This window comes from Comamonas koreensis, from assembly GCF_021026195.1.
Taxonomy (GTDB): Bacteria; Pseudomonadota; Gammaproteobacteria; order Burkholderiales; family Burkholderiaceae_C; genus Comamonas; species Comamonas koreensis.
Genome location: NZ_JAJNCT010000006.1, coordinates 46,782 through 59,508, shown reverse-complemented (window position 1 = coordinate 59,508; position 12,727 = coordinate 46,782). Strand labels below are relative to the sequence as shown.

The following is a 12,727-nucleotide window of genomic DNA, read 5'->3' as shown; positions in this document are numbered from 1 at the left end:
GGTGGATCAGGCGGCAGCGGGGCCGGTTTCAATGCCTCCGGCACGCTTGTTTTCGTAGGCCAAACTTCTGGAAATCCCGGCACTTCTCAATCGGTCGGAGGGCCATCTATCGGTGGCTCAACCCAGGGCACAGCCACTGGCGGGCGAGGCGGGGATGGTGGCGCGGCTGGAATGCCGGGAGCCAATGGGAACTATGGCTCAACCAGCGGCACGTTTGATTCGCAATCTGACGGCGCATACGGCTTGGGCGGTGCTGCTGGGGCGTACGTGGATGGAAACAGCTTCGTCACATGGATTGGCAACGGCACACGCCTTGGCAATGCGATTAATTGAGGATGTATATGTACATTGATACAACGACTAAAGAGTGGGGATTGAGCCAAGCTGACATCATGGAGCGCCACCCATCGACGCTCTTTCCGGAGCCCTTTGCGGCTTTGGAGCAATACCAACAGGTGCTTGACCAGCCGAGACCCGGCTTTGATGGTGCCACCCACAAGGCGGTCGAGGTGGAGCCGCTGGAGACCGAGGATGGCTACTTCCAGCAGTGGGAAGTCGTGGCACTGAGCGCTGAAGAGCTGGCCCAGTTGGAGGCCGACCGCTTGGCAGCCGAGCAGGCCGCCCGGGATGCTACGCGGGTGACCGTGACAAAGCGTCAGGCCTTACTTGCTCTGTTTGACATGAAGGGCATCAAGAACGAGGACATCGAGGCGCAGATCAACCTGATCCCCGACGAGTTCGACCGCTACCGGGCCCTGGTGGACTGGCAGGGATCGGCGGCCATCGAGTCGGACAGCCCCACGGTGCTACTGCTGGCGGCTGGGCTCAACTTGACCGAGTCCGATTTGCACGAGCTGTTCGGCTACGCCGAGACCTTGTAACCCTCGCCACAACACACAACACAACCCGCTTCGGCGGGTTTTCTTATTTCTGAGGGAGTGTCTCAATGCAGAGCACAGATATCAGCATGCCGATTGCAAAGGCGACGAGTGCGGTGACGTTGGCCACGGCCGCGCAAGCCGATGTGGCAGACAAGATCGCCCAGGCGGCCACGGCCAACGCCAGTTTTGAGACATGGTATTGGGTCAACTCCATCCCGTGGGGGACTATTGCCTCCATCGTGGCGGCTGTATATACGTCGCTGCTCATTTGTGAGTGGTTCTGGAAAAAGCTTTGGAGGCCCGCGTTTGAGCGCTGGGGCTGGATCAAGCCGCGCAAGGGCTCGCGCATCATCATGTTCGACGAGTACCAGCGGATGAGCGAGACGCAGAGGGCTGAGCTATGAGCCGCGTACCTGATGCCCTGCGTTCTGGCCTGATGGCCCTGGCAATCCTGACGGCCGGCGCCGGCGGCTACATCGTCTTCGGGCGCGACAAGGCAGCCGCCCAGGCCATGGCCGAGCGGAGCCAGTACATCCAAGCTGTGGCCGCTGATCCTGGAACATCCCAGGCAGTCAAGATCGCCATGGTGATGGGCAGCTACTACGAGAGCAGCTACCGCCACATCGGAACACCCTACGTTGACAGGCTGGGCAAGGGCCAGCCTCTGACTGTGTGCAACGGGATCACGGGCCGCGCCGTGGTGGCTGGCCGGTACTACACGCCGGTCGACTGCTACGCGCTCGAGCGCAGCCGCTACCTTGCAGCCGAGCGCACTGCCATGGGCATGTTCCGTCTTTGGACTACCTACACCCCGCTGCAGCAGGCCGTGTTCATCGACTTCATCCACAACAAGGGGGAAGGCGCGCTGTACACCTCGACCCTGCTGCGCAAGGCCAATGCGGGCGATGTGATCGGCGCATGCCGTGAGAACCCGCGCTGGAACCTGGGCACGGTCAACGGCGTATCTGTGGTGCTGCCAGGCCTGCAGGCCCGTGGCGATGCCAATGCTGAAATTTGTGAGGAGGGGTTATGACTATTTTCCGAGCGTTCATTTTTCAACACTTCCTTGGCCAGCGCAGTCAGTGGTATCGCCGCTGGTATGGCGGTCGGTGGGAGCGTCACTGGATCGACATCTGTGGATCTTTCATTTGGCTGCCAATGCATCCTGATCGCAAGTGGCCAGAGTATCGACAGCCATGCTCGTTTGGCAATCCCGAAATCGAGGATTGGCCAGCATGAACCTGCAGATCAAACTCATCCTGGCCGCCGTCATCGCCGCGCTAGCCTTCTCCGCTGGCTGGGTGGTCAAAGGCTGGCAGGCCAGCAAGACCATTGCCGAGCTGCGCGACGAACAGGCCCGGGGCACGGCCACCCGGGCCGAAGCTGCCCGCACCGATGAAACCCAAACCGCGATCAAGGAAAGCAAGCATGCCCAAGACACGATCTACAACGCCGACAGCCTGGCGTCTCTCTATACCGGCATTGCTGATGTGCAGCGCCGTGAGCTTGCTTATGCTGAGCGGCTGCACCGCGACACCGACAGCCGAGCCGCCACTTATCGTGCGCAAGCCCAAGCCGACGCCGCTGCCCGCAGCGATCTTGCAGATAAAGCCGCAGCCCTCGACCGCCAGCTTGCACAAGGCCTCGGCGTGGTCGCAAGCCTCGGAGGCGACCTTAGAAGGCGAGACGCCGAAGTAGCCGCGCTGTGCGACCAGGTGAACATCGAGCGCCGGCTGAGCGGTGACGATAGCGATCAGGCCTGCATCGGGCGATAAAAAACCGCCCGGAGGCGGTTGGGGTTAGGGGCTACAGACTGCGGAGGCGCATCAGCAACGGGTCGTGGGAAGGTGTTTCAAGTAGCTTCCAAAATCGGTGCTTGTCTAATGCGAACAGAACTGGGGAGACTTTTGGAGGGTGGGGCAATGTCCTCAAAACTCGGTGATAACGCGCTCCACCATGAGTGCTCATTCTTGCTTTAAGCTATCGATAAGGATAGGTCATTAGCATTGAAACTTCTCGAGATCTCATAGATCATCTGGTTTCTTTGTTAGTTATTTACCATTGACAGCGAAATGTTCCCAGAAATTGTTGTGACTCATGAGGCATCAATGATGCTTCGTTCGTACACGCTTCATGAGGGGTACACCACCTTTGGTCGGTATACGGGCAGCCAGATTTGCCTTGATGATCCAACGGTGAGCAGAGACCATGGAGCGTTTTTATTGCGTTCCGGCGTTTTGGTGGTAGTAGATCACCAAAGCTCCAACGGCATTTTTATGGATGGGCTGAGGACCAAACGGCGGGTCCTGTATGAAGGAGATCGCCTAACCGTCGGCCCCTTTGAGATCTATGTGAAGCAGGGAACTGTGCCTTCTCAAGATCTAGCGGCGTAGCTTTTTTAAGAGCTACCCTCTCACGCTTGGTAGCTGACCTACCTCCCCAGCCTGGGCCTCGCACAAGCGGGGCCTTCTCGCTTGTGGCAACAACGAGCAGAGAAGGCCTGGAGGTGGTTGGGTGAAGCGTTAGTTTCGATCAGTGCTTCGGACAACCACGGCTTGACCCTTGATCCCTATCTGGTCACAGAGCCTCTCTACAACACCGTCTGAGTATTCAACTCTCCATTGATCAAGTTCGTCCATCTGTGACAGGTCATAGACGACTCGCCCTGTTTCTCCAGAGGGGTGTCTTAGCACGTCACCCTCCAATATCTCATGACCGCAGAAATCGGTCCATGGTGCTTTTTGCATAGCCGTAAGCCTTTAAATTGAATGGGTAGGCAGGCTCTAGGAGCACGCATAGGAATCGGCCTTTACAGGCCGTTGCTTGGAAAATACAGGAAACTATCTTGAGAGATCGGTCTCAAGTCCCTCACGCAGCGCGAGAGGAAAATGAAAAAGAGGGGAGCCGACCTTAGGATGCTGGTGAGGCCCAGAGAGCTTGCCTAAGATGGAGTTGTCGAGGCTCGAAGGCTCAACGTTTTGACGAATCAGAGGGCAAGCATGCCCTGATCAGAAATTCAGGTTAGCACAGTTCAATCGAGTTTGCAGGCTTATTTGGTATTCGTGCGGGCAGAGTGTCATTTGATGCCTAAAGTCATCTTCCGCCGGAGCCCCTCACGGTACAGGTGGCCGCCGATCTCTCCCAGAGAGAACCTCTCTTCCACAGAGACAAGCCCGGATAAGCAAAAAAATGCCACCCCTACGGGTGGCTAACGTTGGAAATAAAAAGGCCGATCCTAGTTTGCTAGGTTGGCGTGCAATTGTTAAGAGAGGGAGGGAGGATGCGCACGACCTCGGCATAAAAACTATGGATGCATCATAGACCAATTCTTTTAGTCAATGAGTCTCGGACGTGTCGCTGCTGCGTGGCTCAAAAAAAAGCCCGCACAAGGCGGGCCGTGGGACATATCCCCGAAGTACTCCTCCCTCCAGAGAAGTCAGCCAAATATAACAAATATATCGATGGCTTTGCATTGATTGATGTCAACTAGTGTCACATCGTTGAACAACATTGGGCCAATGTCGGGTGATCCTGATGGAGAGGTGAGCAACCAGGCAAAAGAAAAGCCACCCGGAGGCGGCTTAGTTCATTAGCTGCGGCTTCTTGGCAGAAAGTTGGCACCGAACAGTACAAATATAAGGGACAGTGCAAACAAGCTCCATTCCTTGAGGGAAGGCACTGCGGTTGGAGTACTAGTCGTACGCACCAGTGTGTTAACAAAGGAGGCAGTGTTACCTGACGCGACGGTCATCAGAGTCACTGGCGCTGGCAAGTTAGTGCTCCAAGCATATTCTGCAGGGGCAGTCGGCATCGTCGGATCTTCACTCACTGTGCAGCTCGCACCCTGGGGCACATTGGTGATGGCGATCGCACCCGCGTTGCTACCACTCAAGGTCACGGCCGTCGTGAAGCTGCCGTCTGCACCGCAGTTGGCGGTAAAGCTGAAGCTGCCAGTAACGCCCACTGCGGGGCCACCAGCCACGCTCTTGCTGATGGTGATGTCGGTGTTGGCACGCGCCAGGGTGTTGACCAGTTGCGCGGTGTTGGCTGCCGGGGGCGCTGCCATCGTGACGGAGACGCTGGGCGCCGGGTCTTCGACCCAGAGGTGGTTGGCGGGGGGTGCAGGCCGTGTGCCTTCGGCCACGACGCAGCTGCCGCTGGAGATCACCGGGGTGACCGAGACGCTGCCCGTCGTTGCCGTGTTCAGCGTGATGCTGGCGTTGATCGCCGGTGCGGCCACGCCATCAGTGCCGGTGCAGACCACCGAGACCGGGAAGCTGGTGCCGGTCAGATCGACGGGCGTGATATTGGCAGGCCAGACCACCTGCTTGGAGATCGCGAGTTGCGCAGCATGGCAGGCGAGCGATGCTGTAGCTGGCGTATTGACCTGGCCAGTGGGCGAGACAAAGTCGGTGCCCGGCGTGATGGTATTGGTTACTGACGGGGTATCGATGCAAGCCTGGCGGCCGGCTACGGTGTTGGGCCAGACGACCGGCACGGTGATGGTGCAGCCGCCCGACGGAATCGTGAAGGCGCTGTTGCTGACCACGTTCGAGCCGGGTGACGCACTGAGGCTGTTGGCGGTGCAGGTGCTGCCCACGGTGCCGGTGCCCACCACCAGCGGTGCGGGCAGGTTGTCGGTCAGGTTGACGTTGGTGATGGGGTTCGGAGTGCCGTTGGACAAGGAGATGGTCAGGACGGTGCTGTTGTCGCTGCCACCCAGATAGAGATCGGTCTTGTCAAAGCTCTTGCTGACCTTGGGCAGGCCACAGGCGCCATTCTCGGAGGTGGCGGCAGTGATGAAGGCTGGGCCTACCTTGCCTTGGTTTTCGGTCCATGGAGTGTAGCCGGGCGCCGCGTTAATGAACGGCGAAACATCGACTACCGCGAATACACAAGCACCATTGCCTGAGTTCGACTGAACAGTAGGAATCAGAAGGCCATACACGTTGTTGGTCGGCGTCGACCCAGCTGGAGGAAAGCTAGCCGGAGGTGTCCCTGCTGCTAAATATAGTGCATTGTTTGCGGGAACGTTGTTGATATAAGTGATGTCTCCTCCAGCGAAAGGATTAAGCCCGGCAAAAGTTGGTGCATAAGGAGAGTTCGTGTTCAACGGAAATCTAGCGAATCCGGGTAAGCTGCTACCCAGTGAGAATGAGGTCGCTGCCCCCGCGTTTAATGCGCTTACCATCTTGGCGGCATTAGCACCGTTGGTCGCCTCACAGCAGCCATCCACAAAAAAGACAATGGAGTTGGCCCAACGGTTCGCTATTGCGCTTTGCAGGATCGTCCAGTTGGTGTTGTCGATGGGACGATAGGTGCTTGCAACAACCACAATGTCGTATGGGCCTGGAGCCGATGTGAATGTCGCTTGAGAGATCGCATTAGGATTGGTGAGGACGGTCATCCGCGTCAAGTTTGCAGCTCCAACAACACCAACGAACTCCGCTTCCAGATTGTTGTTGGCTTGCACCGCGTCGCTGGCAACCTCATTGGTCGTCAGCAACAGGACCTTTTGCGCAAAGGCTTGCTGGCTACCTCCCCACATCAACACTGCGGCTAGAACGGCACCTAAAGTCCGAAAAATACTTAGCATGATCACTCCTGTGTCCAAAAATTTTCAATATTTATACCATTGACCGATAGCTAATGTTCATTGCTTAAATCGCAAAGGCCTAGGTTGAACAAAGAGATGACAATTGTTCTACGACGAGCGCGCACTATAAATACTAGTTAACAAAGTGCTCTCACCTTCCTGAAGCAATAGTTAAAGAATGTCCATGAAATGTTTCTAAGTGTCAATATTTGACCAGATTGATGCGCATGCGAACTGGCGTGACTTCGTTAAGTCGCATTGAAAGAGCCACACTGGCGCCAACACGGCCCCGGGTGGAACCTATTTTGGTTGTGGTGGCAATGCGCACCTTCTAAACTGTTCTTTTGTACAGTATTGCGGAATGGCTCATGCAGATAGATCAGGTTGCCATCGCGGTGCTAGGTGCAGCTGCCGCTTGGCTGTCGCAAGCCCGTTCTGAGAGCTTCAGGCGCTGGGCGGGCATCTTCGGCATGCTGGGCCAGCCGTTCTGGTTCTACGCCTCATGGAAGGCCGAGCAATGGGGCATCTTCGCTGTGAGCGTGCTGTATGCGCTGGCCTGGATGAAAGGGCTGTGGATCCACTGGTTATCGCCTGGTGCAAAAAACAATTTGGATAAACTTGCACTTTCTACGTGCACAGGATGAGCACACCTAGTGCCCGTGCTTCCATTCATTCACTATGAGCTACGAAAAAAACTGCCCAGGCTGTGAGGTGCTGCTGGTCATCACTGAAGATCCCGGCATCGGGCTTGGCGGGAAAGATCGAGAAACCGCCTACTGTCCTGTTTGTCGTACTGAGGTCGCCTCAGAAATGACAGAAGGCTTTCTCTATGCAGAACTGTAAGAGCCTCTTCATCGAGTCATTCGCTAGGTCTTTTGGTCGGTAGCTTTTAATATTCATGTCCGGCGCTGATGTGAATGTAAGTTGACTTTATATCTTCTAAAGGAAATGACATGTCTAAATCAATGGTGACTTATATCGCCACACATGAAACCAAGTCTCCTCTAAGACACTCAGAAATTGTTGAAAATGGCATTGAGCCTTCGAAAGAGCATTTCGCTCGGCAGTTGGTTATTAAAGCTCAGGATGAACTTGGCATCATCCCGGATGGATTCCCGGGCGCAACTCCTGAGGAGCGGCTTCGTGATTATGGATACACGATTACCAGCAAGACTTCTACGCTCCATATTACCAACTGAGCAGAAATCGTCTGAAGGCTTCACCGGCAGGGGCCATGCTGGCGGAGGGGTGGGGGGGGCGCCGGGTTAGGGCGGCAGGTGCCTCGCTCTGGCACCGCGCAGGAGCGATGGTAGCCTGGCGCTGGAGCCGCTGGCGGGTGACGCAGACCTAGCCAGCGTCCGCTGGTCCAGCATTCGCCATCCCTAAATCTGCCCCAAAAAGAGCCAATTCCAGCGTACTTGGGCGGATAGCCTACCTCTGAAAAAGCCGCTCAGGTACGCTCTAAAACTCACTCTCTAGGGTTCGAATCCCTCCGTTTCCGCCAAGAATCAAACCCCTGAGTGTTCTCACTCAGGGGTTTTTCTTTGCGTGGGTGTGGAATGTGGGGTGTCGGCGCATTGGCCGCTGCGACATGGTGCCTCGGCTGACGGAGTCCACTTTGCACCCTTACGCATCATTACCTGCACAAGAGTACCCATGGGGCATGGCCAGGCGCTCACAACTTGGTGGTTAAGGCCTTGGCGCGTATCCGCTGGCGAACCGATGACAATGCGGGGATGCGTACAGACCACCTGAGCCAGAACTACGGGCGTGGGCCGGGCGTCCCATAGACCGGCCGGCACCTATGCCTTCTCGGATGGCTGTGCAGCCGCGAAACGCTTCATATCAGCCCTTGCATCACTTGGTCATAAGTTCGCTGGACTACCCTGGATCCATAGGGTCCAGCGCAATCAAACGCCGTGGACTCCTCCTGCATAGCGTGTAAGCTGCCCGCGTAGTTCTCCATTGGGATACGCGGCGGAGGATGCGCTGATATACCAGCGACCAGCAAGCAAGTCGTCCATCTGCTCGGAGGTTAGCGTGCTGGTGCCGCTCAGTTCTAGCGTGTCAGTGGGTTGACCCTCACGAGCAGGCATGAAACGAGGTAGCACGATGAGGGCGGGGGCATTCTGGTGTTTGGACGCAGGACCATGAAATGCCGCTTGTGTTTCAGGACCGGTCATACGAGCTAAAAAGATTTCCCATCTGAAGATCCCGGAATCAGTGTCCAGGGTGCTGCGCAAAGAGCCGCCCGCTTGGGCCTTGATGGGCGGCAGCACATATTTAGCATCTAAATGTGCGTAGAAGCTTGCGTATTTTGGCCGCTGTGCCTGTGAGGTAGATCGTGCCATAGAGGCACGAAGCGTGAAGGCGGAGAGGGTGATCAGGGCTGCCGCGCTAGTGAATGTGAATAACGTTTTGCGTCGGTCAAGCATGAAAATACTCTCCTGAAGTGAATCCATTCTATGCTGAAACCCGGCTTTAAAGTTATTTTGTGATTACTCACTTGAGGGGTATTATCTGCAGATTAGCTGAGTTAATGGTGTATATAGCCGGTGTCAAAATTTCGTTGCGATATATTTTAAGGCATGAATGGGTTGGGTACTGTTTATTAGAATTTTATATTTTTATGTTATTTTGGATGTCTGCTGCAGAATTGCCGACTTGGATGCCTGGCATTACTCTTCAGCGGCGACGTCTTGCAGCTGCAGCTTAGCCTAGAATTCAGATTTTGCGAAACCGGCCTTGTCTCAGTGATGGCGCAGTACAGCCGTGCAAGAGACAGGACCATGAACTGCCATGAAGCTACTGTGTAGCCCGCTGGTGTGGCGGGCTGCCAATGAAGGCTCGAATAGGGCTATACCAGAATATGACAGGTTCAACGCTGGGCGTGTAGAAGTTCGTTAGACGCACTTTTGGATTGCAAAGCGTTTAGGTCTTATTTCTATTGAGTCTGGAAAGATGGCGGCCTATTCTATTGCCTTGGAATAATTTTTAGTGGCTGGCGATATTTTTTCTTCCCGAACAATATGTCTGGGTTGATAGGGGGTGAAATCAGGCTCCTTGAAAAGCTCTAGTTCAAGTCGCCGGAGTGATAGAAAGCCGAAGCCACGAACTTTCAGCAATTGCTTAGGATAATTGGCTTTGATATCCTCAATCGTATGGATTCCCTCTCTGGCAAGTGCGTAGATAACTTGACGTCGAAGCAGCTTTCCGATTAAAACTGCGTCCTCTTGTGGAATTTGTTTTATTTCTCTCATGTCACATTGTCGCATGCTCTACAGCCGCTGAAAAAGAGTTTCCGGATAACTTGATTTATTTCAAAACAGTTGAAGATTTCCTTTTTTAAAGTTTGCTGCTATGGTTTCAGTGTGGGGCTGGTAGATGTCGAGGTTGTATGTCGACGCATGGAGATAAGACTGCCGAGGCCATGATTTCCGTCATCGGCTTTCACGAAAAAATAGGGGCGCTGGAGAGTCCTGTTATGCCGCAGGCGACAGTCATCTTGGAAAAAGCTGGATTCAATTTTTCTGTTTATTCGGCAGCTAAAAGCGTAGTAATCGAATTCATCGATGGCGCTGTGGGGTGGTTGAAATAAGCAGAACTATAAGGGGTTTTATCGAATGCTAAGCTTGTTTTAGTCGATTGAGCAACCGAGCTGTTGTAGATTATTGAGGGGCGGTTTATGCTCTGGCGTGAAATGCGCAGTGGTAATAAGATGCGTTAGCGAATAAATTCGTGGGGTACTCTTGACTTCAAGAATGTAAATACTTCATTGGGCCGGCGGGTAAAAAAGCTCAAATCTTCTTCGGAGTCGTCAGGATTTCTTAGTCAAATGTTGATGACCTTGAAGAACAAAAATCCTCCGTTTTTTAAAGATATTATTCCATCGCATCGAAATGTGCAGTTTTGACGATTGCTTTTGGGGGCGAGCCCTTTGGTGAGGTTGTCAATGGCATTGGGTTTGAAGGAGAATTCTTCGGCAGCATAAGTTATTTCTCCTGAGCTTTGACCTCCCGCATAATTTAGCGTTGCCTAAACGCTGCCGCCGACTGATATCATAAAGTAGCTTTCTAAATTTTATGAGGTTATGCGAAGAGCCAGTTACCCATCTCCTCGATTGATAACCGGCATTAATGATAGTGAGCTTACTGACGTGGCCTGCGGTGGCGGCTCTGACCGAATGCAAACACAGAAAGCAGGGCTGATAGCGAGACCAAACCCGCCCAGCCAAACTGGGGAACGGGGACCGCAGTGGTTGTGGATGGGGCATCGTCGTCTTTGATCAACACCTGGGCTGCTGGGCCGCTGGTTGTATAGGCGCCAGGCAACGTGGGCGCGGCCACGGACATTTCAGCGATTACATCGCCATCGCCAGCAACATTGTTGGGGACCGCGGTAACAGTGCATGTGGACTGCGTGGAATGAGCAGGCACGACGATGGGCGATACACAGGATGTGGTGTAGCGGGCATGCGGAGGCGCCACGTTCAGATTGACGGGCAGATCCTGCAGCGGCGCAGAGTTCAGGGTCACCGTGCAGGTGCTGACCTGGTTGTCTGCATCCACCAGTTCAGCAGGCACACAAACCACATTCGCCTCTGGAGCAGCAGCTAACCCTTCCGATTGCAGATACCAGTCACGGCCGACTTTCAGCAAGGTGTAACGATAGCTACCTACATCGATAAAACCCGGAGCGGGGAGTTTGAACAGGCCATCGGATGCACCTGCCACTTGCACGACCAAAATACCGTTGCCGGTGGTCTGGGCGCCTGAGCCGCCCAGATTATGAATGTCCAATGTGGTCGTGCCGCTGGTGTCACCTTGAATGAGGAGGCGCTCTGTGGCTGCTGTGCTGTCTCCTAGTGCTGTGTTCAGCGCTACGGTGCCGCCATTGCCAACATAATTGCGGTTGACAGTCAATGCGCCTGCTGTGCCTCCCGACAGCATCGTAACCACGCCGCCATTGACGAGGCTTTTGACGGTAGGGCTGAAGGTGTTGCTATCCAGAGTTCCTCCGGAGTGAAGGACGAAGTCAGAGGCGTTGCTCAGTCCTGCAGTCGATGCTGCACGGAGCACTCCCGCTTTGATGTCGGTTGTGCCTGAGTAGACATTGGTACCCGAGAGACTGGTAATGCCGGAGCCATTTATATTCACCGTGCCGGGACCGGACATTGGTGTCGAGAAAATATAGTCGCCAGAGTCATCAGTGTGATTGAAATTGACAGTACCTAGGTTGTTGGAGCCAAAAGCCAAGCTGGGCGCAGAGAAGGCGCCAGGCTGGCTCGTACCCTCGATATTGAGTGTGCCAGTGCTATTGGCGGTGGCGCTAAAAATATATGGAAGGCTGACTGTACTTGAGACTTCTACAGTGCCACCGTCTCCCACTGTCAGTGCGCCATTGCTAAGATTGCTGCTGTTTCCAATACTCAGGGTAGAACCTAGGGTCCATTTTGACCCTTGCCCTGTGACCGAAACAGTTCCGAAGTTGATGAAGGATTGGCCTCCACAGTTGAACTCCGCACCGTTGGTGACGTGGACGGTGGATGTCCCAGACATGCCCAGATAGCAGAGGGCATCGGCATTCAATGTAGAGCCCATGCCGTCCACTTGCACGAGGGCAGACACATTAGACCCCGATACCGCAGTGTAAATGTCGCTGGTCGTGCTCACAGTGGCTCCGTTGGATACCGTGAGCGTGCCCGCGCCTCCCATATTACCAATCCAGAAATCGCCGTTATAGTCTAAAGGGATCGTCCAGGATGTGCCTTTGCCGTCAACGGTCACAGTGCCAGTACTGCCGGCCAACTGGCCGATATAGCCCTCCCTGGAAATTATTTTTCCTTCATTCCTGATATTCAGGGTACCTTGTCCCAATCTTCCTACCCCCACAGTGCGGACATTCCAAAGCGATCCGGGATCGGATACCGTAGCGGTGCCCGAACTGGTTGCGGTCGCTGCAATGGAAGCCATATTGGTAGTGGTGAGTACGGCCCCGGATGAAATGTTCAGTGAACCGTCTGCAGTATTACCCACGGTAATATTTTCAGAGCTGTAGACGGCCCCGAGGTCCCCTGTGGGATTCGTATCTCCTGTGAAATGGATAGACTGGGCATGGACTCCCCCTGCTGCGATACAACTGGATAGGAGGGTAAAAAAAGTGGGTAGAAATTGATGGTTAGGATAAATCATAATAGAGGTCTGCAATATCAAGGAGCTAAATGTATTAATCCAAAGCCCATGGATTTGAA

13 protein-coding genes are annotated in these 12,727 nt (G+C 54.5%); 9 read left to right on the top strand and 4 right to left on the bottom strand.

Features of this window, described 5'->3' with window-relative positions; genetic code table 11:
• Positions 1-374 precede the first annotated feature (374 nt).
• From LPW39_RS07040 to LPW39_RS23570, 5 genes are all read left to right on the top strand, one after another.
• Positions 375-881 carry a hypothetical protein gene (locus tag LPW39_RS07040; RefSeq protein WP_230772953.1) on the top strand — a complete coding sequence of 169 codons (507 nt, stop codon included), beginning with the start codon at positions 375-377 and terminating at the stop codon, positions 879-881.
• Between the two features lie 65 nt (positions 882-946).
• Positions 947-1,285, top strand: coding sequence for a hypothetical protein (locus LPW39_RS07035; protein ID WP_230772952.1), 339 nt, complete (start codon positions 947-949; stop codon positions 1,283-1,285).
• The gene (locus LPW39_RS07030; protein ID WP_230772951.1) at positions 1,282-1,914 is read left to right on the top strand and encodes a lysozyme; all 633 of its coding nucleotides are present in this window, start codon (positions 1,282-1,284) and stop codon (positions 1,912-1,914) included. The genes LPW39_RS07035 and LPW39_RS07030 overlap by 4 nt, the downstream gene beginning before the upstream one ends.
• Positions 1,915-2,116: 202 nt before the next feature.
• The gene (locus LPW39_RS07025; RefSeq protein WP_230772950.1) at positions 2,117-2,656 is read left to right on the top strand and encodes a hypothetical protein; all 540 of its coding nucleotides are present in this window, start codon (positions 2,117-2,119) and stop codon (positions 2,654-2,656) included.
• Between the two features lie 297 nt (positions 2,657-2,953).
• On the top strand, positions 2,954-3,274 hold the full coding sequence (locus LPW39_RS23570; protein WP_407928803.1) for an FHA domain-containing protein: 321 nt from the start codon (positions 2,954-2,956) through the stop codon (positions 3,272-3,274).
• A 1,196-nt stretch (positions 3,275-4,470) separates the two neighbouring features.
• Here LPW39_RS23570 and LPW39_RS07020 read toward each other — a convergent pair.
• Positions 4,471-5,829 carry a DUF5979 domain-containing protein gene (locus tag LPW39_RS07020; protein ID WP_230772949.1) on the bottom strand — a complete coding sequence of 453 codons (1,359 nt, stop codon included), beginning with the start codon at positions 5,827-5,829 and terminating at the stop codon, positions 4,471-4,473.
• Between the two features lie 1,016 nt (positions 5,830-6,845).
• On the opposite strand from LPW39_RS07020, the gene LPW39_RS07015 reads away from it, so the two are divergent.
• From LPW39_RS07015 to LPW39_RS07005, 3 genes are all read left to right on the top strand, one after another.
• Entirely contained in the window at positions 6,846-7,121 is a 276-nt protein-coding gene (locus LPW39_RS07015; RefSeq protein WP_230772948.1) for a hypothetical protein, read from the top strand.
• A 34-nt stretch (positions 7,122-7,155) separates the two neighbouring features.
• Positions 7,156-7,320, top strand: a complete 165-nt coding sequence (locus LPW39_RS07010) for a hypothetical protein (protein WP_230772947.1) — start codon at positions 7,156-7,158, stop codon at positions 7,318-7,320.
• A gap of 110 nt (positions 7,321-7,430) precedes the next feature.
• Positions 7,431-7,676, top strand: coding sequence for a hypothetical protein (locus LPW39_RS07005; protein ID WP_230772946.1), 246 nt, complete (start codon positions 7,431-7,433; stop codon positions 7,674-7,676).
• A gap of 711 nt (positions 7,677-8,387) precedes the next feature.
• Here LPW39_RS07005 and LPW39_RS07000 read toward each other — a convergent pair.
• Positions 8,388-8,939 carry a CHRD domain-containing protein gene (locus tag LPW39_RS07000; protein WP_230772945.1) on the bottom strand — a complete coding sequence of 184 codons (552 nt, stop codon included), beginning with the start codon at positions 8,937-8,939 and terminating at the stop codon, positions 8,388-8,390.
• 507 nt (positions 8,940-9,446) lie between these two features.
• Positions 9,447-9,737: a hypothetical protein gene (locus LPW39_RS06995; RefSeq protein WP_230772944.1), complete on the bottom strand. Its 291-nt coding sequence runs from the start codon at positions 9,735-9,737 to the stop codon at positions 9,447-9,449.
• A 170-nt stretch (positions 9,738-9,907) separates the two neighbouring features.
• Here LPW39_RS06995 and LPW39_RS06990 point away from each other — a divergent pair, with 170 nt between their 5' ends.
• Positions 9,908-10,075, top strand: coding sequence for a hypothetical protein (locus tag LPW39_RS06990; protein ID WP_230772943.1), 168 nt, complete (start codon positions 9,908-9,910; stop codon positions 10,073-10,075).
• A 550-nt stretch (positions 10,076-10,625) separates the two neighbouring features.
• On the opposite strand, the gene LPW39_RS06985 is transcribed toward LPW39_RS06990, so the two are convergent.
• Positions 10,626-12,668, bottom strand: a complete 2,043-nt coding sequence (locus LPW39_RS06985) for an autotransporter outer membrane beta-barrel domain-containing protein (protein ID WP_230772942.1) — start codon at positions 12,666-12,668, stop codon at positions 10,626-10,628.
• Positions 12,669-12,727: the final 59 nt, after the last annotated feature.

Excerpts from the sequence above, each read along its gene's own strand:
- LPW39_RS07035 (WP_230772952.1), top strand. The coding sequence starts at position 947 with ATGCAGAGCACAGATATCAGCATGCCGATTGCAAAGGCGACGAGTGCG.
- LPW39_RS07030 (WP_230772951.1), top strand. The coding sequence starts at position 1,282 with ATGAGCCGCGTACCTGATGCCCTGCGTTCTGGCCTGATGGCCCTGGCA.
- LPW39_RS07025 (WP_230772950.1), top strand. The coding sequence starts at position 2,117 with ATGAACCTGCAGATCAAACTCATCCTGGCCGCCGTCATCGCCGCGCTA.
- LPW39_RS23570 (WP_407928803.1), top strand. The coding sequence starts at position 2,954 with ATGTTCCCAGAAATTGTTGTGACTCATGAGGCATCAATGATGCTTCGT.
- LPW39_RS07015 (WP_230772948.1), top strand. The coding sequence starts at position 6,846 with ATGCAGATAGATCAGGTTGCCATCGCGGTGCTAGGTGCAGCTGCCGCT.
- LPW39_RS07010 (WP_230772947.1), top strand. The coding sequence starts at position 7,156 with ATGAGCTACGAAAAAAACTGCCCAGGCTGTGAGGTGCTGCTGGTCATC.
- LPW39_RS07005 (WP_230772946.1), top strand. The coding sequence starts at position 7,431 with ATGTCTAAATCAATGGTGACTTATATCGCCACACATGAAACCAAGTCT.
- LPW39_RS07000 (WP_230772945.1), bottom strand. The coding sequence starts at position 8,939 with ATGGATTCACTTCAGGAGAGTATTTTCATGCTTGACCGACGCAAAACG.
- LPW39_RS06995 (WP_230772944.1), bottom strand. The coding sequence starts at position 9,737 with ATGAGAGAAATAAAACAAATTCCACAAGAGGACGCAGTTTTAATCGGA.
- LPW39_RS06990 (WP_230772943.1), top strand. The coding sequence starts at position 9,908 with ATGATTTCCGTCATCGGCTTTCACGAAAAAATAGGGGCGCTGGAGAGT.
- LPW39_RS06985 (WP_230772942.1), bottom strand. The coding sequence starts at position 12,668 with ATGATTTATCCTAACCATCAATTTCTACCCACTTTTTTTACCCTCCTA.